The organism is Bradyrhizobium sp. BR 1433, assembly GCF_051547665.1.
Classification (GTDB): domain Bacteria; phylum Pseudomonadota; class Alphaproteobacteria; order Rhizobiales; family Xanthobacteraceae; genus Bradyrhizobium; species Bradyrhizobium australafricanum.
This window is the reverse complement of record NZ_JBPUGG010000001.1, coordinates 5,678,204-5,699,915: the sequence shown is the minus strand read 5'-3', so window position 1 is coordinate 5,699,915 and position 21,712 is coordinate 5,678,204. Positions and strand designations below refer to the sequence as shown.

Annotated in this window: 20 protein-coding genes; 12 read left to right on the top strand and 8 right to left on the bottom strand. The window is 64.9% G+C overall.

What is annotated here, in order from left to right; all coding sequences use genetic code 11:
• Nucleotides 1-53: 53 nt before the first annotated feature.
• Both ACSKB9_RS27365 and ACSKB9_RS27360 read right to left on the bottom strand, forming a co-directional pair.
• Complete coding sequence (locus ACSKB9_RS27365) at nucleotides 54-812, bottom strand: SDR family NAD(P)-dependent oxidoreductase (RefSeq protein WP_016847447.1); 759 nt, start codon at nucleotides 810-812, stop codon at nucleotides 54-56.
• A gap of 46 nt (nucleotides 813-858) precedes the next feature.
• Nucleotides 859-1,524 carry a TetR family transcriptional regulator gene (locus ACSKB9_RS27360; RefSeq protein ID WP_438077007.1) on the bottom strand — a complete coding sequence of 222 codons (666 nt, stop codon included), beginning with the start codon at nucleotides 1,522-1,524 and terminating at the stop codon, nucleotides 859-861.
• Nucleotides 1,525-1,699: 175 nt separating this feature from the next.
• Here ACSKB9_RS27360 and ACSKB9_RS27355 point away from each other — a divergent pair, with 175 nt between their 5' ends.
• Both ACSKB9_RS27355 and ACSKB9_RS27350 read left to right on the top strand, forming a co-directional pair.
• Nucleotides 1,700-2,872: an acetyl-CoA C-acetyltransferase gene (locus tag ACSKB9_RS27355; RefSeq protein WP_057016283.1), complete on the top strand. Its 1,173-nt coding sequence runs from the start codon at nucleotides 1,700-1,702 to the stop codon at nucleotides 2,870-2,872.
• A 189-nt stretch (nucleotides 2,873-3,061) separates the two neighbouring features.
• Complete coding sequence (locus ACSKB9_RS27350) at nucleotides 3,062-4,606, top strand: acyl-CoA synthetase (RefSeq protein ID WP_438077006.1); 1,545 nt, start codon at nucleotides 3,062-3,064, stop codon at nucleotides 4,604-4,606.
• 218 nt (nucleotides 4,607-4,824) lie between these two features.
• Here the strand turns inward: ACSKB9_RS27350 and ACSKB9_RS27345 are convergent, their stop codons facing one another.
• On the bottom strand, nucleotides 4,825-5,331 hold the full coding sequence (locus tag ACSKB9_RS27345) for a hypothetical protein (protein WP_438077005.1): 507 nt from the start codon (nucleotides 5,329-5,331) through the stop codon (nucleotides 4,825-4,827).
• A gap of 102 nt (nucleotides 5,332-5,433) precedes the next feature.
• Between ACSKB9_RS27345 and ACSKB9_RS27340 the strand changes: the two genes are divergently transcribed.
• The 4 genes from ACSKB9_RS27340 to ACSKB9_RS27325 all read left to right on the top strand — a co-directional run bounded on the left by ACSKB9_RS27340 (nucleotide 5,434) and on the right by ACSKB9_RS27325 (nucleotide 9,939).
• Nucleotides 5,434-6,588 carry an alpha/beta fold hydrolase gene (locus ACSKB9_RS27340; RefSeq protein ID WP_438077003.1) on the top strand — a complete coding sequence of 385 codons (1,155 nt, stop codon included), beginning with the start codon at nucleotides 5,434-5,436 and terminating at the stop codon, nucleotides 6,586-6,588.
• A 178-nt stretch (nucleotides 6,589-6,766) separates the two neighbouring features.
• Entirely contained in the window at nucleotides 6,767-7,738 is a 972-nt protein-coding gene (mbfA, locus tag ACSKB9_RS27335) for an iron exporter MbfA (protein ID WP_057016287.1), read from the top strand.
• A 256-nt stretch (nucleotides 7,739-7,994) separates the two neighbouring features.
• Nucleotides 7,995-9,596 (top strand): amidase, encoded by a 1,602-nt coding sequence (locus ACSKB9_RS27330; protein ID WP_438077001.1) that lies wholly within the window; start codon nucleotides 7,995-7,997, stop codon nucleotides 9,594-9,596.
• On the top strand, nucleotides 9,586-9,939 hold the full coding sequence (locus tag ACSKB9_RS27325; protein WP_438076999.1) for a nuclear transport factor 2 family protein: 354 nt from the start codon (nucleotides 9,586-9,588) through the stop codon (nucleotides 9,937-9,939). Before ACSKB9_RS27330 ends, ACSKB9_RS27325 begins: the two co-directional genes overlap by 11 nt.
• A 138-nt stretch (nucleotides 9,940-10,077) precedes the next feature.
• On the opposite strand, the gene ACSKB9_RS27320 is transcribed toward ACSKB9_RS27325, so the two are convergent.
• Both ACSKB9_RS27320 and ACSKB9_RS27315 read right to left on the bottom strand, forming a co-directional pair.
• The gene (locus tag ACSKB9_RS27320; RefSeq protein ID WP_018269116.1) at nucleotides 10,078-11,166 is read right to left on the bottom strand and encodes a Zn-dependent alcohol dehydrogenase; all 1,089 of its coding nucleotides are present in this window, start codon (nucleotides 11,164-11,166) and stop codon (nucleotides 10,078-10,080) included.
• A 53-nt stretch (nucleotides 11,167-11,219) separates the two neighbouring features.
• A complete protein-coding gene (locus tag ACSKB9_RS27315) occupies nucleotides 11,220-13,001 on the bottom strand; it encodes an acyl-CoA dehydrogenase family protein (protein WP_438080417.1) in 1,782 nt (593 codons plus the stop codon).
• 71 nt (nucleotides 13,002-13,072) lie between these two features.
• On the opposite strand from ACSKB9_RS27315, the gene ACSKB9_RS27310 reads away from it, so the two are divergent.
• Both ACSKB9_RS27310 and ACSKB9_RS27305 read left to right on the top strand, forming a co-directional pair.
• Nucleotides 13,073-13,774 (top strand): SDR family NAD(P)-dependent oxidoreductase, encoded by a 702-nt coding sequence (locus tag ACSKB9_RS27310; RefSeq protein WP_438076997.1) that lies wholly within the window; start codon nucleotides 13,073-13,075, stop codon nucleotides 13,772-13,774.
• A gap of 159 nt (nucleotides 13,775-13,933) precedes the next feature.
• The gene (locus tag ACSKB9_RS27305; protein ID WP_438076995.1) at nucleotides 13,934-14,764 is read left to right on the top strand and encodes an enoyl-CoA hydratase; all 831 of its coding nucleotides are present in this window, start codon (nucleotides 13,934-13,936) and stop codon (nucleotides 14,762-14,764) included.
• 174 nt (nucleotides 14,765-14,938) lie between these two features.
• Here the strand turns inward: ACSKB9_RS27305 and ACSKB9_RS27300 are convergent, their stop codons facing one another.
• Entirely contained in the window at nucleotides 14,939-15,562 is a 624-nt protein-coding gene (locus ACSKB9_RS27300) for an N-acetyltransferase family protein (RefSeq protein ID WP_438076993.1), read from the bottom strand.
• Between the two features lie 69 nt (nucleotides 15,563-15,631).
• Complete coding sequence (locus ACSKB9_RS27295) at nucleotides 15,632-15,850, bottom strand: DUF1127 domain-containing protein (protein ID WP_438076991.1); 219 nt, start codon at nucleotides 15,848-15,850, stop codon at nucleotides 15,632-15,634.
• A 118-nt stretch (nucleotides 15,851-15,968) separates the two neighbouring features.
• Here ACSKB9_RS27295 and ACSKB9_RS27290 point away from each other — a divergent pair, with 118 nt between their 5' ends.
• The 4 genes from ACSKB9_RS27290 (at nucleotide 15,969) to tcuB (ending at nucleotide 21,100) form a co-directional block, all read left to right on the top strand.
• Complete coding sequence (locus ACSKB9_RS27290) at nucleotides 15,969-16,868, top strand: transcriptional regulator GcvA (protein ID WP_438076989.1); 900 nt, start codon at nucleotides 15,969-15,971, stop codon at nucleotides 16,866-16,868.
• Between the two features lie 272 nt (nucleotides 16,869-17,140).
• Nucleotides 17,141-18,451 carry an MFS transporter gene (locus ACSKB9_RS27285; protein ID WP_016846804.1) on the top strand — a complete coding sequence of 437 codons (1,311 nt, stop codon included), beginning with the start codon at nucleotides 17,141-17,143 and terminating at the stop codon, nucleotides 18,449-18,451.
• 128 nt (nucleotides 18,452-18,579) lie between these two features.
• A complete protein-coding gene (tcuA, locus tag ACSKB9_RS27280) occupies nucleotides 18,580-19,980 on the top strand; it encodes an FAD-dependent tricarballylate dehydrogenase TcuA (protein WP_438076987.1) in 1,401 nt (466 codons plus the stop codon).
• 16 nt (nucleotides 19,981-19,996) lie between these two features.
• Nucleotides 19,997-21,100: a tricarballylate utilization 4Fe-4S protein TcuB gene (tcuB, locus tag ACSKB9_RS27275; RefSeq protein WP_438076985.1), complete on the top strand. Its 1,104-nt coding sequence runs from the start codon at nucleotides 19,997-19,999 to the stop codon at nucleotides 21,098-21,100.
• Between the two features lie 39 nt (nucleotides 21,101-21,139).
• Here tcuB and ACSKB9_RS27270 read toward each other — a convergent pair whose 3' ends face one another.
• Nucleotides 21,140-21,646 (bottom strand): class I SAM-dependent methyltransferase, encoded by a 507-nt coding sequence (locus ACSKB9_RS27270; protein ID WP_438076983.1) that lies wholly within the window; start codon nucleotides 21,644-21,646, stop codon nucleotides 21,140-21,142.
• Between the last annotated feature and the right edge of the window lie 66 nt (nucleotides 21,647-21,712).

Sequence of the window (21,712 nt, the reverse complement as noted above, 5' to 3'; positions counted from 1 at the left end):
CCGCTCCAGCGCGCAATTGCGCGCAAGGCCGGGACGACAGTCGAGCTTGTGGCTTAGCGCGGCGCCATGCGGATGGCGCCGTCGAGGCGGATGGTTTCGCCGTTGAGCATCGGGTTCTCGACGATGTGGACCGCGAGGTTGCCGTATTCCGAGGCGTCGCCGAGGCGGGCCGGATGCGGCACCTGGGCGCCGAGGCTCTTGCGGGCCTCCTCATTGAGACCCATCAGCAACGGCGTCAGGAACAGGCCCGGCGCGATGGTGTTGACGCGGATCTTCAGGCTGGCGAGGTCGCGCGCGGCCGGCAGCGTGAGGCCGACGACGCCGCCCTTCGAGGCGGAATAGGCGATCTGGCCGATCTGGCCTTCATAGGCCGCGACCGACGCGGTGTTGATCGCGACGCCGCGCTCCTCGCCGATCGGGGCCTCGGTCGCCAGCCGCTCGGCGAACAGGCGCAGCACGTTGAAGGTGCCGATCAAATTGACGTTGATGATGCGGACGAACTTTGCCAGCGGATAGACGCCGTCCTTGCCGACGATGCGCTGCGAGCCGCCGATGCCGGCGCAGTTCATCAGCACGCGCGCGATGCCGTGCGCGGCCTCGGCCTTGGCGATCGCAGCCTTGATCGCGTCCTCGTCGGTGACGTCGGCATGCAGCGCGACGCCCTTCACCTCGGCGGCGACTTTCTCAGCGTTTTCCTTGTTCTGGTCGATCACGCCGATCTTGGCGCCCTTGGCGGCCATGGCGCGCGCGGTTGCGGCACCAAGGCCGGAGCCACCGCCGGTGATGAGAACGGCAACGTCTTTCAACTGCATGGATACAACCTTTCCTTGGGCGTTTCTTCTCTAGACTCGAACTTTGTTATCCGGCGGCAACTACTGCCGTTTCCTTATCGGGATTGAGCACGCCGCCGAAGATCAAGGCTTCCATGTGCTTGATGTAATCGCGGCAGACCTCGTCGGTGACCGGACCGACGCCGACCGCGCGCGACATCGCGTGGCGGCCGAAGAACAGATGATCGCAGGCGCCGATCAGGCTGGTGTAGAACAGCACCGGATCGATCTTGCGGAATTCACCGGCCTTGATGCCTTCTGCGAGCAGCCGGCGGTGAAAATCCAAGAGCGGCGCGACGAAGAACTTCGACACCTCGTTCGCGGCGGCCGGCGAGCTCTCGTGCAGGAGGTAATGAATCAGCCGGTTCATATAGGGGAACTGGTGATAGGCGCGGATGATGCCGCCGATATGCAGGCGCAGTTTCGCGGACGGGGTGATCGGCTGGCTGATGAGATATTCGAGCTGCGACATCTCGGTGGCGGCGTCGCGCGCCAGCAGCGCCAGCAACAACCCGTCCTTGTTGCCGAAATGATATTTCACCAGCGCGGCGTTGACGCCCGACTTCTGCGCGATGTCGGACAACGAGACCTCGATCGAGGCGCGCTCGATCATCAGCTCACTGGCCGCAACCAAAAGCTTGTCGGCGGTGGCATTTTTGCCGGCCGAAAGTTTCGTCGGTACGCTGGTATTCAACTGTGCTCTGGTCCCGCTCTAGGGTCAGGGTTCGACGGTAAATCGAGGCCGCACATAAGCCCATGGCGGGGCCGCACTCAAGAGTTAATTGATTGATTGACTAAATGCTGAGCCACCCCTTAAATCCGGTCCAACTTTCAGACCGCCCAATCCGGAAACATCAGGGAGATCAGACATGGCCGAGGCATATATCGTCGCCGCCGCTCGCACCGCGGGCGGCCGCAAGGGAGGGCGTCTCGCCGGCTGGCATCCGGCCGATCTGGCCGCGACCGTGCTCGATGCGCTGGTCGAGCGCACCGGCGCCGACCCGGCGCAGGTCGAGGACGTGATCATGGGCTGCGTGATGCAGACCGGCGAACAGTCCACCAACATCGCGCGCAACGCGGTGATGGCCTCGAAGCTGCCGGAGAGCGTGCCGGCCACCTCGATCGACCGCCAGTGCGGTTCCTCGCAGCAGGCGCTGCACTTCGCGGCGCAGGCGGTAATGTCTGGCACGATGGATTGCGTGATCGCCGCCGGCGTGGAATCGATGACCCGCGTGCCGATGGGCCTCGCCTCCTCGCTGCCCGCCAAGAACGGCTTCGGCCACTACAAGAGCCCGGGCATCGAGGCGAAGTATCCCAACATCGTGTTCAGCCAGTTCACCGGCGCGGAGATGATGGCCGAGAAGTACGGCCTGTCGAAGGATGAGCTCGACGAATACTCCTATAACAGCCATCAGCGCGCGATCGCGGCGACGCAGGCCGGCCACTTCAAGGACGAGATCGTGCCGGTCAAGATCACCCGCGCCGACGGCTCGACCGACACCCATCACATCGACGAAGGCATCCGCTTCGACGCCAGCCTCGACGGCATCAAGGGCGTCAAGCTGATCGCCGAGAACGGCAAGCTGACCGCGGCGAGCGCCAGCCAGATCTGCGACGGCGCCTCCGGCGTCATGGTCGTCAACGAGAAGGGCTTGAAGGCGCTCGGCGTCAAGCCGATGGCGCGCATCCATCACCTCACCATGATGGGCGGCGACCCCGTGATCATGCTGGAAGCGCCGCTGCCGGCGACCCAGCGCGCGCTGCAGAAGGCCGGCATGAAGATCGACGACATTGATCTCTTCGAGGTCAACGAGGCCTTCGCCTCGGTGCCGACCGCGTGGCTGAAGACCACCGGCGCCGATCCGGCCCGGCTCAACGTCAATGGCGGCGCGATCGCGCTCGGCCACCCGCTCGGCGGCTCCGGCACCAAGCTGATGACGACGCTGCTGCACGCCCTCAAGCAGCGCAACAAGCGCTACGGCCTGCAGACCATGTGCGAAGGCGGCGGCATGGCCAATGTGACGATTGTCGAGCGGCTGTAACGTCGCGAGAAACGAGGCACGCAGCCTCCAAAATAATTGGTGTCGTCCCTGCGAAAGCAGGGACCCATAACCACAAATGCCCGCGGTTAGGCGCGGCTGGGGCCACAACCCAGTCCAACAAGAAAAATTGGTGGTTATGGGTCCCCGCGTTCGCGGGGACGACCACTATTGATGCTCCGAGGAAACACAATGACCCATCCGTCGATCCACGCGCGCACCCATCCGAACAAGATCGCCTATCAGATGGCGGCATCCGGCAAGGCCATCACCTATCGCGAGCTCGACGAGCTTTCGAACCAGGGCGCGCATCTGTTCCGCTCGCTCGGCCTGAAGGCCGGTGACCACATCGCGCTGCTGATGGAAAACCGGCTCGCATTCATGGAGATCTGCTGGGCAGCGCAGCGCTCGGGTCTCTATTACACGGCGATCAGCCGCTATCTGACGGAAGAAGAGATCGCCTACATCATCAAGGACTGCGGCGCGAAGGTGTTCATCACCACCCTGCAGTGCGCCGACAAGGTGAAGGGCCTGATCAAGGGCGAGGCGGGCGAGCCGCTGTTCTACATGATGGACGAGCCCTCACCGGGCTTCCGCTCCTACGACAAGGAAGCCGGCGCGCAGCCGACCACGCCGGTTGCCGACGAGGTCGCCGGCTACGACATGCTGTATTCCTCCGGCACCACCGGCCGACCCAAGGGCATCAAGAAGCAGTTCGAGGGCAACCGGATCGACGTGCCGAACCCGTTCCTGCGCATTCTCACCGCCGACATGTGCGGCATGAATGCCGGCAGCATCTATCTGTCGCCGGCGCCGCTCTATCACGCGGCCCCGCTGCGCTTCAACATGATGGCCACCGTGCTCGGAGGCACCTCCGTCATCATGGAGCATTTCGACGCCGAGGAATTTCTGAAGCAGGTCGAGAAGCACAAGGTGACGCAGTCGCAGCTGGTGCCGACCATGTTCGTGCGCATGCTGAAGCTGCCCGACGAAGTGCGCGCACGCTACAAGGTCTCGTCGCTGAAAGGCGCGATCCACGCCGCGGCGCCCTGCCCGGTCGACGTCAAGGCGAAGATGATCGAATGGTGGGGACCGATCCTGATCGAGTATTATGCCGGCTCCGAAGGCAATGGCGTCACGGTCTCGACCTCGCAGCAATGGCTGAGCCACCGCGGCACGGTCGGCCGCGCGGTGGTCGGCAAGGTCAAGATCCTGGACGAGAACGACGAGGAAGCGCCGACCGGCCAGATCGGTCAGGTCTTTTTCGCCGACGCGCCGGCGTTCTCCTATCACAACGATCCGGAGAAGACGAAGAAGGCCTACAACGCCAAGGGCTGGTCGACGCTCGGCGATGTCGGCTACCTCGACGAAGAGGGCTTCCTCTATCTGACCGACCGCAAGAGCTACATGATCATCTCCGGCGGCGTGAACATCTATCCGCAGGAGACCGAGGACGTCCTGATCACGCATCCGGCGGTGTCCGACGTCGCGGTGTTCGGCGTGCCGAACGAGGAGATGGGCGAAGAGGTCAAGGCCGTGGTGCAGCCGCACGACATCACCAGGGCCGGCAAGGAGCTCGAGGCCGAGCTGATCGCGTTCTGCCGGCAGCACTTGTCGCCGATCAAATGCCCCAAGAGCATCGACTTCGAGCAAGAGCTGCCGCGTACGCCGACCGGCAAACTGGTGAAGCGCCATCTGCGCGACCGCTATTGGCCGAAGGCGCCTGCCAGGCCGTGACCGCGGTTCGCCGCTCCCCGGAGGGGCCGCCGCCGCGGCGCGCGCCAAAATATCGAAAACAACCCCATGCAAAGGAGCTGGCGGCTCCCGCGTTCGACAAGGCAGCTTGACACGTCGGGCAACTCAGAGATAGATTTCCAATATTCCGAAATAATGCAACCGATCCGGGGGAGGATGAAGAGCGCACGCGGGACGCCGCTTGCGCGCACCCCGCCGACCTACAACTCCGCCGCCGGTTCGCACGCGGCGGACGCCGCGGCGCGCAGATGCAGTTGGCCGTGCTTGCCATTTGCCGTGGTGGTCCACTGCGCATCGATCTGCTGAAAATCCTCCGACAGCTTGCCGCGGTGGCTGCCCTCGGTCTCGAACGATCCACTGTCGTCGGGCGACCGCTCAAACAGCTCGACCTCGAGGTCGGACAGCCGGATGAACATCTGCACGCCGATCTTGGTTACGTGACCGCCGACCTCGTATGACCCGCAGCCGCGCGCTTCCGCGTTCTGCTCGTTCAGCGCTTGCACCTTGTCGAAGGTGATGACGAGGTGCTGCACCGTCGTGTCACCGTCCCACAGGAATTCGCCGATATAGGCGTGCGGCAGTCTTTCGGTCAGTTGCTTGATGTCGGCGGCACGCACGGCCGATGCCAGCATCACGCTTGCGGCCACGACCGTCAGACCGAGGCGCGACATCGAGCCGGTCAGCTCTGCAATCCTGGCGTGGCGCATGCGGTATGCATCCCCTGGGCAAAGTTGCTATCGTGAAACAATGGCCGCCAGCATACAGCGAAATGCGCTGGTTGTGCGGCGATGCCAAACAGGTGATCTCCGATGCCAGCCCTCCCCGACATCCCGCTGCCCTCCACCATCCGCTCGCGTTATGTCGACGGAATCAACGGCCTGCGCATGCATGTGCTGGAAGCGGGCTTCGAAACATCCGGCCGGCCCTGCCTGTTGCTGCTGCACGGCTTTCCGGAGCTGGCGTTCTCCTGGCGCAAGGTGATGCCGAAGCTCGCCGCCGCCGGCTATCATGTGATCGCGCCGGACCAGCGCGGCTATGGCCGCACGTCAGGCTGGAGTGCGGAGTATGACGGCGATCTCGCGTCGTTCCGCCTGCCCAATCTGGTGCGCGATGCGCTCGGGCTGGTCGCTGCGTTCGGCTACAAGCACGTCGATGCGGTGATCGGGCACGATTTCGGCTCGTCGGTTGCGGCGTGGTGCGCACTGATCCGGCCCGACATGTTCCGCGCGGTGGTGATGATGAGCGCGCCGTTTTCGGGGCCGCCGTCGCTGCCGTTCAACACCGCGAGCGCGCCGGCAAAGCCAGCGACCGACGACCCCGTGCATCGCGAGCTCGCCGCGCTGCCGCGGCCGCGCAAGCACTACCAATGGTACTATTCGACGCGCCCGGCGAGTGACGACATGCATCGCGCGCCGCAGGGCGTGCACAACTTCCTGCGCGCCTATTACCACCACAAAAGCGCGGACTGGAAAGACAACAAGCCGTATCCGCTGCAATCCTGGTCGGCAGGCGAATTGGCAAAACTGCCGACCTATTACGTGATGGATCTCGCCAAGGACATGGCCGCGACCGTCGCCGAGGAGATGCCGTCACGCGAGGCGATCGCCGCCAACACATGGCTGCCGGATAGCGAGCTCGCTTATTACAGCGCCGAATATCAGCGGACCGGATTCCAGGGCGGACTGCAATGGTATCGCTGCGGCACCTCGGGGGCGTTCGTCCGGGAACTGCAGACCTGGAGCGGCCGCACGATCGACCAGCCGTCCGCCTTCATTTCCGGCAGGCAGGATTGGGGCACATATCAGCGGCCCGGCGTGTTCGAGGCGATGCAGACGAAAGCCTGCACCAACATGATCGGCTGCCATCTGGTCGACAGCGCCGGCCATTGGGTGCAGCAGGAGCAGCCCGATGAGGTGAGCCGGCTGCTGCTCACATTCCTGCGAGACGCCGGCACGCAGCGCTAGACGCTCGTTCGGCCGTCGCGTCGCATCCCGTTGATCTCAGGCGTTTTCTTCGCTCAACCCGCGCGGCTTGCCGGTGCTGCGGCAGCGAATCCGGGCCGATCCGGATTTGACCCGGCGCCGGTGCAACCCTATAGTTTAGAACTATTCGAATTCTGAACTCCGTGAACAAGGCGTTGCCGTGAAGAACTTTGCCGATCTGACCGAGCGCGAGGTGCTGGCGGTCGCGATCGCCTCCGAGGAGGAGGACAGCCGCATCTACATGACGTTCGCGGAGGATCTCGCCGGGCGCTATCCCGACACCGCCAAGATCTTCGAGGAGATGGCCGAGGAGGAGCGCGGCCATCGCCACCGGCTGCTCGAAACCTACGAGCAGCGCTTCGGGGCGCATCTGCCGCCGATCCGGCGCGAGGACGTCAAAGGCTTCCTGCGCCGCCGCCCGATCTGGCTCACCAAGAACCTGCCGCTCGACACCATCCGCAAGGAAGTCGAGACCATGGAGCTGGAGGCCGAGCGCTTCTATGCCAAAGCCGCCGAGAAGGCCGAGGATGTCGGCGTGCGGCGCCTGCTTGGCGATCTCGCCGAGGAGGAGAAGGGCCACGAGAAGCTCGCGGTGAAGCTGACCGGCGAGATCCTCAAGCCGGACGTGCGCGCGGAGGAAGACCGCACCCGGCGGCGGATGTTCGTGCTGCAATATGTGCAGCCGGGTCTCGCCGGATTGATGGACGGCTCGGTCTCGACCCTGGCGCCGCTGTTCGCCGCCGCCTTCGCCACCCATCACAACTGGCAGACCTTCCTGGTCGGGCTTGCCGCCTCGATCGGCGCCGGCATCAGCATGGGCTTCGCCGAGGCGCTGTCCGACGACGGCTCGCTGACCGGGCGCGGCTCGCCCTGGCTGCGCGGCCTGACCTGCGGATTGATGACGACGCTCGGTGGGCTCGGCCACACCATTCCCTATCTGGTGCCCGACGCCTGGCCGAATGCATTCTGGATCGCGACCGCGATCGCCGGCATCGTGGTGTTCTTCGAATTGTGGGCGATCGCCTTCATCCGCGCGCGCTACATGGACACGCCGTTCCTGCAGGCGGTATTCCAGATCGTGCTCGGCGGCGCGATCGTGCTCGCGGTCGGCATCCTGATCGGCGCGGCGTAGCAACGGTTCAAGTCTCCCTCTCCCCGTTCTTACGGGGAGAGGGTTGGGGTGAGGGGCCATATCCACACGTGACGCAAGTGGACGTACCTGTACCCCCTCACCCGCCGCGCAAGCGCGCGGCGACCTCTCCCCGCAAGCGGGGCGAGGTAAAGCAGAGCAATTCCGATCAAACACGGCGACAACGTCACGGCTACAGCGCTTGCGGGCGGCAGCCAAACTGCCCATCATCGCGCCAACAACAAACCGGGAGCACGCCGTGGCCAAATCGCAATACAGCTTCAAGACCGCCGTCGAATTGTCGAAGGCGCTGCGCAACAAGCAGGTCTCGGCGGTCGAGCTCGCACAGGACGCGATCGGCCGCATCGAGCGCCACGACGGCAAGGTCAACGCGGTCTGCGTGCGCGATTTCGAGCGTGGCCTCGCCGCTGCCCGCGCCGCTGATGCCGCGATCGCGCGCGGCGAGCACAGGCCGCTGCTCGGCATTCCCATGACGGTGAAGGAATCCTTCAACGTCGCCGGATTGCCGACGACCTGGGGCTTCCTGCCGCAAAAGGACTTCGTCCCGACCGAGGACGCGCTGTCGATTCAGCGGGTGAAGGACGCCGGCGGCGCGATCCTCGGCAAGACCAACGTGCCGGTCGGGCTCGCCGACTGGCAGAGCTACAACGAGATCTACGGCACCACCAACAACCCCTACGACCTCGGCCGCACGCCGGGCGGCTCGTCTGGCGGATCGTCGGCGGCGCTCGCCGCGGGCTACGGCGCGCTGTCGCTCGGCTCCGACATCGGCGGCTCGCTCCGCGTGCCGGCGTTTCATTGCGGCATCTATGCGCACAAGCCGACCTTCGCGCTGCTGCCGTCGCGCGGCCACACCGCGCCGCCGGCGCCGCCCATCATCTATGAGCGCGACCTTGCGGTGACCGGCCCGATGGCGCGTGGCGCGGCCGACCTGTCGCTGCTGCTCGACGTGATGGCGGTTCCCGATCCGCTCGATGCCGGCAAGGCCTATCGCCTCGACCTGCCGGCGGCGCGCCACGCCAGTCTGAAGGATTTCCGCATCCTCGTCATCGACACCGATCCGGTGTTGCCGACCGATAAGGCGGTGCGCGGCAGCATCGACAAGCTCGCCAGCCACCTCGACAAGGCCGGCGCGAAGATATCGCGTTCGAGCCCGCTGCTGCCGGATTTCGCGGCGTCCTCACGGCTCTATATGCGGATGCTGCTCTCGTTCCTCGCCGCGACCTTCCCGCCGGAGGTCTATGCCGGCGCCTGCGCGGCGGCGGCCGCGCTGCCCGCCAGCAACACCAGCCTGCAGGCCGAGCGGCTGCGCGGCATCGCGCTCAGCCACCGCGACTGGGTGCAGGCGACGGTCGCCCGCTCGCGGTTGCGCGCGCAATGGCGCGAGCTGTTCAAGTCGTTCGACGCAGTGATCTGCCCGATCATGCCGACGGCGGCCTATCCGCACGATCATGAGCCCGACCAGGAGCAGCGGCGAATCCTGATCGACGGCGAGCCTTACATCTACACCGACCAGCTCGCCTGGCCCGGCATCGCGACCCTGCCCGGCCTGCCTTCGACTGCGATCCCGACCGGCTTTGCGCCCAACGGATTGCCGGTCGGCGTGCAGATCGTTGGCCCATGGCTCGAGGACCGCACGCCGCTCAAGCTCGCCGAGCTGATCGAGCACGAATTCGGCGGCTTCGTGCCGCCGAAGATGTTCGATGATCGATACTTGCCAGCGTCATTGCGGGCGAAGCGAAGCAATCCATATATCCGTCTGCGCGGAGGCGTGGATTGCGTCGTCGCTTCGCTCCTCGCAATGACGAGGGGAAACCGGGAGAAAACAAATGAGCAATGACCTCGAGGAGCTGACGAAGCTCAACAAGGACTACGTCGATTCGGTTCAGAACTGCGACGTCAAGCGCTTCGATGAGATCCTGGCGCAGGACTTCTACTGCACCAATCCCGACAAGAGCCTGGTCGACCGCACTGCCTTCCTGAAGCAGACGGCAATCCCGGTGAAGATCAAGGGCCTGAAGGCCGAGGACGTTAAAATCCGCATCCTCGGCGATTTCGCCATCATCCACGCCCAGACCAGCTACACCAACGCGGACGGTGAGCCGGCGTCCGGCCGCTACACCGATTGCTGGGCGCGGCAGAACGGAAAATGGCTCGCGGTATCCGCGCATGTCGCGCGGTGAGCGATTCAGGTGTCGTCCCGGCGCAGGCCGGGACCCATAACCACCGCAGCTTGTGGTGAGTAAAGAAAGTCGTCCACCCACGTGCCCAAAGCGAGGCCGCGGCGTATGGGTCCCGGCCTACGCCGGGACGACACACGCTCAGCTATCAAACATGATCACGCTGCGCAGCGTCTTGCCGGCTTTCATGTTGGCAAAGCCCTCGTTGATTTCAGAGAGCTTCAGCTTGGCCGAGATCCAGTCTTCCAGATGCAGCTTGCCGCGCATGTAGAAGTCGACAAGGCGCGGCATGTCGACGCGGAAGTGGTTGGAACCCATCGACGAGCCCTGGATGCGGCGCTCGCGCAGGAAGTCGAAGCCGTGCAGCTCGATCTTCTGGCCGAACGGGATCATGCCGACGATGGTCGCGGTGCCGCCCGCCGCCAGCATGGCAAAGGCCTGCTCGGCGGTGTCCTTGCGGCCGAGCACCTCGAAGGAGTGCTGCACGCCGCCGCCGGTGAGCTCGCGCACCTGCTGGACCACGTCGCCGCGGGCCGGATCGACGATATCGGTGGCGCCGAGCTTGGTTGCAAGCTGCAGCTTGGCCGGATTGGTGTCGATCGCGATGATGCGGCCGGCGCCGGCGATCTGCGCGCCGTTGATCGCGGCCATGCCGACGCCGCCGCAGCCGATCACAGCCACCGTCTCGCCGGCGGTCACCTTCGCGGTGTTCACCACCGCACCATAACCGGTGATGACGCCGCAGCCGATCAGCGCGGCGAGATCGAGCGGCATCTCCTTCTTGATCTTCACGATGGCGTTCTCGTGCACCAGCATCTGCTCGGCGAAGGACGACAGATTGAGGAACTGGTTGAGCTTCTCCTTCCTGCCCCAGGACAGACGGTTGGAGGCGCCAGGCAGCATCTTCACCGTGGTGTCGGTGCACAGCACGGTGCGGCCGGTGGTGCAATTGTCGCAGGTGCCGCAGAACACCGACAGGCAGGTGACGACGTGATCGCCGGGCTTCACGTAATTGACGTCGGAGCCGACCTTCTCGACCACGCCGGCCGATTCATGGCCGAGCACCGCCGGCAACGGATGCGGATAGAGGCCTTCCATGAAGTGCAGATCGGAATGGCAGAGGCCCGCGACCGCGGTGCGGATCAAGACCTCGCGCGGCCCCGGATTGGGCACGCTGACATCCTCGATCACCAGCGGCTGATTGACTTCATGCAGGACGGCGGCCTTCATCGGGGTCTCCCTTGACGTTTTTGATTGTTTGAAAAGTTCGCTCGCGCAGCAGCCTACGCGGCGTCAAGCAATTCGCCAACCTCGGCCATGCCGACCGCGCGATCGCCGAGCAGATGCTCGGTCATCCTGCGCTGAACGGTATTTTCCGTTAGCCGGAACGGATCGCCCGGCAACACGCGATGATCGACCACCATCCGCGACAGCAACAGCCGCCGCGCATCGCCGCGCATCTCGTGGATGCGTCCGCCCTCCCACGCCAGCGCGACCGCGCTTGCGACATGGTAGATTAGGCTGGTGGCGCGTCGCGCATCGCCCTCATTGTCGATGCGGCCGGCCACCTCGCGCGCAAACGCGACCGCGCGGTCGCTGAGGTCGCGCAGCCGGTTGCGCCAGGCCTGCGGCACATTCGGGCTGTCATCGAGCCGCGCATGCAGATCGGCGGCAAGCGCATTGTCGGCGCCATGGCGACCGACCGCGCGCTTCAGCGCATCGATCGCGACGATGTTGCCGGTGCCCTCCCAGATCGAGCCGAGATGCGCGTCGCGCAGCAGCCGCGGCGTGACGAATTCCTCGATGTAGCCGATGCCGCCGCGCATCTCCATCGCATCGCCGCAGACCTTGCGGGCGTCGCGAGTGGCGCGGAATTTCAGCGTCGGCGTCAGGATGCGGAGCAGCGCCGCGGCGTCCTGGCTGCCGGCCTCGGCGCGGTCGAGCGCGTCAGCGGTCAAAAAGCTCATCGACAGCGCCTGCTCGGTCGGCAGCATGATCTTCATCAACTGCCGCCGCGCCAGCGGCAGGTCGATGATGCGCTGGCCGAACACCACGCGGCCCTTCGCTACGGTGATCGCGTCGTGCCAGGCGCGGCGCATCAGCGCGGTCGATTTCACGCCGTTGGAGAGCCGCGACGAATTCACCATCTCGGCCATCTGCACGAAGCCGCGGTCGAGCTTGCCGACGGCGTAGGCGATCGCGCCGTCGAACTTGATCTCGCCCGAGGCCATCGAGCGGGTGCCGAGCTTGTCCTTCAACCGCACGATCCGGTAATGGTTCTGCGAACCGTCGTCGAGGAAACGCGGCATCAGGAACAGGCCGACGCCGCGGGTGCCCGGCCCGGCGCCTTCCGGCCGCGCCAGCAGCATCACCACCTTGGCATCGGCGTTGGAGCAGAACCACTTCTCGCCATAGAGCCGCCAGTGATCGCCCTCCTGCACGGCGCGCGTGGTCAGCGTGCCGACATCGGAGCCGCCCTCCTTCTCGGTCATGAACTGGCCGCCCTGCGTCAGCTTGCTCATGTCGGTCTGGGTCAGGCCGTCGAGATATTTCGCCTTCAATGCCTCGCTGCCGAAATTTGCCAGCAGCTTTGCACAACCGTCGGTGACGTTGATCGGGCAGCCCATGCCGAACTTCGCCTGGTTGAACAGGAAGGTAAACGCGTGCTTGGCCACGACAGGATACTTGTCGGGCCAGCCCATGATGCCCTTGCGGAGCGACAGCGCGTGAATGCCGAACTCGCCGAACGCGGCCTTCTCGATCTCGCGATAGGCCGGATGATATTCGATGTGCTGCACGTCGCGGCCGAACTTGTCGCGCTGGTGCAACACCGGCGTATGCCGGTCGGCAAGCCGCGCGCATTCGTCGAGATAGCCTCCGGCCAATCCACCGAGGCGGTCGAGATGCGGCTCGATATGGCGGAACAATGCATCGGGCAAATGCAGCTTCAGAAGGTCGGTCAGCGCCGGATCGGCCCGGTAGAAATTCATTCCCGTCGTGTCGGGCGCCAGCAGGCCCGGCTGGCTGACGGCTGACGTTTTCGAATCCTGCTTGTGCGGCTGCATTGAATTCCCGGCTTCGGTGCTCATTTGTTTGGGCACGACTATCCTCCTCCGGCCGAGCAAAGGAAAGCCCAATGGATATTCCAAAATACAAGATCGCCCTGATCGTCGGCGCCGGCGAGGGCCTGAGCGCCTCGTTGACGCGGCTATTTTCGCGGGAGGGAATTCGCGTGGCACTCGGCGCCCGCAGCATCGAGAAGCTCGGTGCGCTCTGCACTGAAACCGGCGCGCGGGCCTATGCTTGCGACGCCACCAAGGCCGAGGATGTCGAACGTCTTTTTGGTCTGGTCGAGCGCGAGATCGGAACGCCTGATCTCGTGGTCTACAACGCCTCCGGCCGCTCACGCGGCCCCTTCGTCGAACTCGTCCCTTCAGAGGTCGAACAGGCGATCGCGGTCTCGGCGTTCGGCGGATTCCTGGTGGCGCAGGAATTGGCGAAGCGCATGCTGCCCAACAAGAAGGGCGCAATCCTGTTCACCGGCGCCTCCGCCAGCGTCAAGGGCTATGCGCAATCGGCGCCGTTCGCGATGGGCAAGTTCGCCTTGCGCGGCCTCGCGCAGAGCATGGCGCGCGAACTGTCGCCGCAGGGCATCCACGTCGCGCATTTCGTGATCGACGGCGGCATCCGCAGCGCCGCGCGCACCGAGCCCGCCGACCGGCCGGACTCGATGCTCGATCCCGACGCGATTGCACTGAGCTACTGGAGCGTGCTGCAGCAGCCGCGCAGCGCCTGGACCTGGGAGCTGGAATTGCGGCCCTGGGTTGAGAAGTTTTGAGATGACGGAGATCATGTAAGCAGCGTAGGCTGGACGCAAACCGCCGCCACATTCGTCATTGCGAGGAGCGAAGCGACGAAGCAATCCATTCCTCCACTTGCGGCGACATGGATTGCTTCGCTCCGCTCGCAATGACGGATGGAACTGGGGAAGGAAGACATGTCGAACGAAATCAAGATCGAGACCGGCACCGACGAACTGCTCTGCGTGATCCGCGATCGCGTCGCCGTCATCACGCTGAACCGCCCGGACGCCCGCAACTCGCTGTCGGATACCTTGACGCCGGCGCTGCGCACCATGATCAAGACCTGCGGCGAGAACCCCGAAGTCGGCGTGCTGCTCGTCACCGGCGCCGGCAAGGCGTTCTGCGCCGGCGGCAACGTCAAGGGCATGGGCGCGCATCGCGACAAGAAGAAGCTCGAAATGTCCTATGAGGACAAGGTCGCGGATTTGCAGGAGCGCCAGCGCCTGCTCACGGGCGCGCTGGCCTCGGTGCGCAAGCCGACCATTGCTGCCCTTCCCGGTCCCGCGGTCGGCGCCGGCCTTGCGATCGCGATGGCCTGCGACATCCGGATCGCGGCGCAATCCGCCTTCATCTCGACCGGTTACTTGCGCGTGGCGCTGAGCGGCGATTACGGCATGGCCTGGCTGTTGACGCGGCTGGTCGGCACCTCGCGCGCCCGCGAGTTGATGTTCACCTCGGAGAAGGTCGACGCCACCAGATGCGAGCAGATCGGCCTCGTCAACCGCGTGATGCCGGACGAGACGCTGCAGGACGAGGCCTTTGCGCTGGCGAAGTCGATCGCCGAAGGCCCGACCCTCGCGCTGCGCTACATGAAGGACAATCTCGACGAGGCGCTGCAATTCGACTTCGCCACCGCACGCGACCACGAGGCCGAGCGGCTGATCCGCCTCACCACGACGGCCGATCACAAGGAGGCGGTGCAGGCCTTCATCGAGAAGCGCAAGCCGGTGTTTCGGGGGAGTTGATCCCAGTTCGGTGTCCCGTCATTGCCGGGCTTGACCCGGCAATGCATCGCAAAGGAACGCCTTTTTGTTTGATGGATGCGCGGGTCAAGCCCGCGCATGACGAGTGGCAGTCGCGGCACCGGTGAGGAAAAGAAAAGGGCCCGGTTCTGGAGGGGCCAGAACCGGGCCAGTCAGTCAAACCGCAAGCGAGGACATCGCGGCCAAGCGGGAAGTGGCGGCAAGCCGCCAGCTGGCACAGGGAATGTCTTGCGGTTCGACGTGGATCTCTTTCACGAAGCGCACCAGCTTCCAGTCGCCGGGGCTCTGGGTGAAGGCGTAGCCCGACTTGCGGGCGAGGCCGATCATCGTCGCATTGGAACGCAGGGTGTCGCCGAAGATGCGTTCGGCTCCGAAGGACGCCGCACGGCATTCGAGATTCTTCAGCAACGCCTTGCCAATGCCGTGGCCCTGCCACCGGTCATCGATCGACAGGCCGAACTCGACGCTCGACGTATCGGCATGGAAGGCGTAGCGGGCTTCGCCGACGATGGTCTCAAAGCCATCGACCGGCATCGTCGCGATCACCGTGAACCGGTCGGCCTCGCCGACATGGATGAAACGCTCGAGCTCCGTCTTCGGCAGCTCGCTCAACGCGCCCAGGAAGCGGTTGTAACGGGACCCCGCGGAGAGCGAGCGGATGTAGCTCTGCAGCTCCTCGCGGTCGCGCAGCTCGACGAAGCGCACCTTGACCTCGCTGCCGTTCTTGGCGCGCAGCACGTCAGAGTATTGCTTGAGATCGTCGAGATGCAGCGCAACCATGACACGCTCCTCGGGTGAAGAATTGGCCGGCGCCCCTCTGTTGAGGCGACGCCAGCGGTGGCGTCCTTCTCAGGCCCGCCAGAACGGCTTCTCGGTCTCGAAAACGATGTCGCTGCGGGACATGCCGATGTCGTGCAGGTCGCGCTCGGTCCACTGCGACAGCTCGCGGCGGCGTTCGTAGCGCTCCCACCAGACATGAAGCGTCTCGCCGACCTGGTTCAGCAGCCCCGACGCGTGATGATTTGACGTATGATGATTTGTCATCGATTCATGGGTGAAAATGGACATCTGCGGCTCCTATCGGTAACCTGTTGGCGGTAATATCTGAGCTATTCGGCCCACTCACAAACGACACTTTGTACCGTTTCGCATGAATTAAAGTCATGTATTTGGAGGCGCCCCAGAGATGACCAGCCGCCTGCCTTCGCTGAATGGCCTGAGGGCGTTCGAGGCCGCCGCGCGGCATATGAGCTTCACGCTGGCGGCCTCCGAACTGAACGTGACGCAGACCGCGATCAGCCATCAGATCCGGCGGCTCGAGGAGGAGCTCGGCGTCCGCCTGTTCATTCGCCAGAACCGCTCGCTGAGCCTGACGCCGGAGGCTAGCGAATACCTTCCCGGCGTCCGCGCCGCCTTCAACGACCTCAGGCTCGCCACCGATCGCCTGCTGCGCCGGGACGACGATCACGTGCTGACCGTCTCGACGCTGGCATCGCTTGCCGCCAAATGGCTGCTGCCGCGGCTGTCGGCCTTCCAGGAGGCGCATTCCGGCATCGACGTTCGCATCACCACCTCGACCAGCCTGGTCGACTTCCAGCGCGACAAGGTCGACGCGGCGATCCGCTATGGCCGCGGCCAATGGGCGGGCCTGCGTGCCGATTGGTTGATGGCGGATGAGCTGTTTCCGGTGTGCAGCCCGTCGCTGCTGCAGGGAACCAAGCCGCTGAAATGCCCTGAAGACCTCAGGGATCACACGCTCCTGCACACCAGCAACACCAACAGCGACGATTGGCGGCTGTGGCTGACTGCGGCGGGCTTGCCGACGGATATTTCCAAGCAGCCCGGCGTCACCTTCGACCTGCTGTTCGTGACAATCCAGGCCGCGATCGACGGCATCGGCATCGCGATGGGCCGCACCTCCTATGTGCAGGACGACATCGCCAAGGGTCGCCTCGTGGTTCCCTTCAAGATCGCGCTGCCGGCCGACGCCGGCTTCTACCTGGTTTCGCCGCAGGGACGCGCCGATACGCCAAAGCTGTCCGCGTTCCGGAGCTGGCTCGGCACAACGGCGCACGCCGCGCCTTGATGCGCCCGCACGCAACGGCCGGGGCTTCGGTCCTACCAGAGCCGAAGCGCTAGATCGTTGTTTTGACGAGGTTTCTTCGCGCGAACCGGTATCCCCTTCGTTCGAAAGACTCGCTGCGATTTCCACCTACGGCTTTTTTCCATAGCCCCCCGCGTGATTCCGGGTTGGTCGGGCCGGACAGCCGTGCCAAATTGCCGCATATGGCAGTTAACTGCTTTGGCCGGCGAGACAATTTGCGCCGGCCGTTTTTGTCACGGGGAGGAAAGGGCGTTATGTCGCAGTCGAGTTCATCGCAAGTCCCGCAGATCAAATCGCGTCTTGGCGCCATCCTGCGCGCGACCAGCGGCAATTTCCTCGAGCAGTTCGACTTCTTCCTGTTCGGCTTCTATGCCCAGGCGATTGCGAAGGCCTTCTTCCCCTCCGAGAACGAAACCGCGGCACTGCTCAACGCGTTCGGCGTGTTCTGGCTCGGCGCCTTGATGCGCCCGGTCGGCGCCGTCGTGCTCGGCGCCTATATCGACCGCATCGGCCGCCGCAAGGGCCTGATCGTGACGCTGTCGATCATGGCTATCGGCACCGTGGTGATCGCGCTCTGCCCGAGCTATGCGACCATCGGCATTGCGGCGCCGATCATCGTGCTGATCGCACGCCTGCTGCAGGGCTTCTCCGCCGGCGTCGAGCTCGGCGGCGTCTCGGTCTATCTCGCGGAGATCGCCACGCCCGGCAATCGCGGCTTCTACACCTCGTTCCAGTCGGCGAGCCAGCAGGTCGCGATCTTCGTCGCCTCGATCCTCGGCTTCGTCCTCAGCGAGAGCATGCCGGCCGCGACGGTTGCCTCCTGGGGCTGGCGCATCCCGTTCTTCGTCGGCTGCCTGATCATCCCGGTGATCTTCTTCCTGCGCCGGACGCTGGAGGAGACCCCGGCGTTCCTCGCGATGAAGAAGCATCCGACTGCAAGCGAGGTGTTCGCCTCGGCGATCGCGAACTGGCGCATCGTCGTGCTCGGCATGATGATCGCGGTGCTGACCACCACCACCTTCTACTTCGTCACCGTCTATACGCCGACCTTCGGCAAGACCGTGCTGAAGCTCTCGACCCAGGATGCGCTACTGGTGACGCTGCTGGTTGCGGTGACCAATTTCATATGGAATCCGGTCGGCGGCGCGGTGTCCGACCGGATCGGCCGCAAGCCGGTGCTGCTGGCGATCGCCGGCCTGTCCCTCATCACGGCCTATCCGGCGTTGCACTGGCTGGTGACCAATCCCTCGTTCGGCAAGATGCTGGCGGTCGAGATGATGTTCTCGTTCTATTTCGGCGTCTACAGCGGCACCATGCTGGGCTGCCTGGTCGAGATCGTGCCGGCGCATGTCCGCACCACCTGCTTCTCGCTGGCCTTTGCACTGGCGGCCGGGCTGTTCGGCACCTTCACGCCGTTCGCCTCGACCTGGCTGATCCAGCAGACCGGCGACAAGGCTTCGCCCGGCTACTGGCTGATGTGCGCCGCAGCTCTCGGCATCGTCGCTGCGCTGATCGTCTATCGTGGCGGCCAGACCATCGAGCAGCGCGAGACGGTTGCGGCCTGATTTTCCACTTCGCGGCCGGGCGGGCTCGCTGGGCATGACTTCTCCGGAAAATCGCGACACGCTTTTCCGGATCATGCTCATGCGCCCGGCCGTGTTGCTTTCCATGCCAACAACGATAACAAGAGCGCATGGTTGATCTGACGCGCAGGTTCGACGTCCTGGTGATCGGCGGCGGCAACGCCGCGCTGTGCGCTGCGATCAGCGCACGGCGCGCCGGCGCTTCCGTCCTGGTGCTGGAAGGCGCGCCGAAATTCTATCGCGGCGGCAACACCCGCCACACCCGCAACATGCGCTGCGCCCATGACGCAGCGACCGAGATCCTCACCGGTCCCTACACCGAGGAGGAATTCTGGAAGGATTTGCTGCTGGTGACCGGCGGCCAGACCGACGAGGAACTGGCCCGCTTCATGATCCACGAGTCCAAGGACATCCTGAACTGGATCGTCGCGCAGGGCGTGCGCTGGCAGCCGTCGCTCGGCGGCACGCTGAGCCTTGGCCGCACCAACTCGTTCTTCCTAGGCGGCGGCCGCGCGATGCTGAACGCGCTCTATCGCACCGCCGAGGAACTCGGCGTCGACATCCTCTACGACGCCGAGGTCGTCGACCTCACGGTCGAGGACGGCATGTTCCTTTCGGCGCAACTGGAGCAGCCGGTCGGCGGCAGGACCGAGGTCCGCGCCTCGACCCTGGTTGCGGCCGCCGGCGGCTTCGAGGCCAACATCGAATGGCTGAAGGAATCCTGGGGCGATGCAGCCGACAATTTCCTGATCCGCGGCACGCCCTATAATCGCGGCGCGATCCTCAAGATGCTGCTCGCCAAGGGCGTGCAGGAGATCGGCGATCCGACGCAATGCCATGCGGTGGCGATCGACGCCCGCGCACCGAAATTCGACGGCGGCATCATCACCCGCCACGACTCGGTCGTGTTCGGCATCGTCGTCAACAAGCATGCCGAGCGCTTCTACGACGAGGGCGAGGACATCTGGCCCAAGCGCTATGCGATCTGGGGCCGGCTAGTCGCCGCGCAGCCGGACCAGATCGCCTACATCATCTTCGATTCGACCGTGGTGACGAGCTTCATGCCGACGCTGTTTCCGCCGATCGCGGGTGCGACGATTGCCGAGCTCGCCGGCAAGCTCGAGCTCGACGCGGCCGCGCTGGAAAAGACCATCACCGAGTTCAACGCCGCGGTGCAGCCCGGCACCTTCGACCACACCATCCTCGACGACTGCGCTACCCAAGGCATCACGCCGCCGAAGACGCATTGGGCGCGCCGGATCGAGGCGCCGCCCTATCTCGCCTATCCGGTGCGGCCCGGCATCACCTTCACCTATCTCGGCACCCGCGTGAACAGAGAGGCGCGGATGCTGATGAAGGTCGGCAAGCCGTCGGCCAACATGTTCGCCGCCGGCGAGATCATGGCCGGCAACGTGCTCGGCAAGGGCTATGCCGCCGGCATCGGCATGACCATCGGCAGCGTGTTCGGTCGCGTCGCCGGCCGGGAAGCAGCCAAGAATGCGCGGAACTGAAGGCGGGACTGACGCGATGCACGGGACGAGGATCTTGCAGGAAGCCGACCGTCTGATGACGGTGTGCAATTCCTGCCGCTATTGCGAGGGCCTGTGCGCGGTGTTTCCCGCGATGGAGATGCGTCGCGCCTTCTCCGACGGCGATCTCAACTACCTCGCCAACCTCTGCCATAGCTGCGGCGCCTGCTACACCGACTGCCAGTTCTCGCCGCCGCACGAATTCAACGTCAATGTGCCGAAGACGCTGGCGGTCGCGCGCGCCGACTCCTATGCCGCCTATGCCTGGCCGCGCGCCTTTGCCGGCGCATTCGCGCGCAACGGCCTCGTCATCAGCCTGATCGCAGCGCTCAGCGTCGCCGCCTTCATCTTCGGCTTCGCCGCGGTCAATGATCGCGGCGTGCTCACCGGCATCCACACCGGTCCCGGCGCGTTCTACAAACTGATGCCGCACAATGCGATGGCGCTGCTGTTCGGCGTCGCCCTGCTCTACGCGATCCTGGCGCTGGTGATGGGCGTGCGCGCGTTCTGGCGCGACATCGGCGAGCCGGTCGGCATGACGACGGATGCGAAGGCACTGTTGCAGGCGATCCGCGACGCCGGCGAGCTGCGCTATCTCGACGGCGGTGGTGTCGGTTGCTTCAACGAGGACGACCAGCCGACCGACCGCCGCAAGCTGTATCACCACTTCACCTTCTATGGCTTCGCGCTGTGCTTCGCCGCGACCTGCGTCGGCACGTTGTATCACTACCTCCTGGCGCGCGAGGCACCTTATGCGTGGTGGGATTTGCCCGTCGTGCTCGGCACGCTCGGCGGCATCGGGCTCGTGGTCGGTCCGCTCGGACTCCTGTCGGAGAAATGGAAGCGCGACCGCGTGCTGGTCGACGAGCAGCGCATGGGCATGGACACCGCGTTCATCCTGATGCTGTTCCTGACCAGCATCACCGGCCTCGCCTTGCTGCTGTGGCGCGAGACCGCCGCGATGGGCCCGCTGCTGGCGCTGCATCTCGGCGTGGTGTTCGCGCTGTTCATCACCATGCCCTACGGCAAATTCATACACGGCATCTACCGCTTCGTCGCGCTGGTGCGCTATGCGCGCGAACGGCAGATGATGGCGGAATGAATGGTGGTGGGTTAGCGCAGTGTAGCCCGGCTTACGAACTCATCCTGCATCGGGCTTTGTCGCCAGGGCACAGAACCACTCATCCGCCTCAACAAGGTGAACCCTCGCGAATCCGGCTGCTGCCAGCTGTTCCGCCACCCCTTCCTTGGGCTGTCCGGAGTAACGCGTAAAGCCGAGTGCGATCCTGCCGCCCGGCTTCATCACGCGCCGGACCTCCCGTAGCCCGGCGACGGCGTCCGGCCAGACTTGCATCGAGTTGATCGCCAGCGCCGCATCGAAGCTGTCCGCATCGAATGGCATGCGCTCCACCGAGCCAAGCCGAAGCTCGACACGACCATCCTCGATCGCGGCCGCGTTCCGGGCGCGAGCTTGCCCGACCATCTCCTGCGACGGATCAATGCCCGCGACGCGTCCGGCCGATACCAATGTCGACAGACGATGAATGACGGCGCCCGGACCAAACCCAACTTCGAGCACGCTGTCGTCAGGTCCGACCTCGAGGCGATCTGCGACCCACGCGCCGCAATCTGCATTGGTGCGCGCCATGATTATGCCGCCGAGCCTCCCCAGGAGGCCCCGAGGACGGCCAAACGCACGCAAGAGGATGCTTTG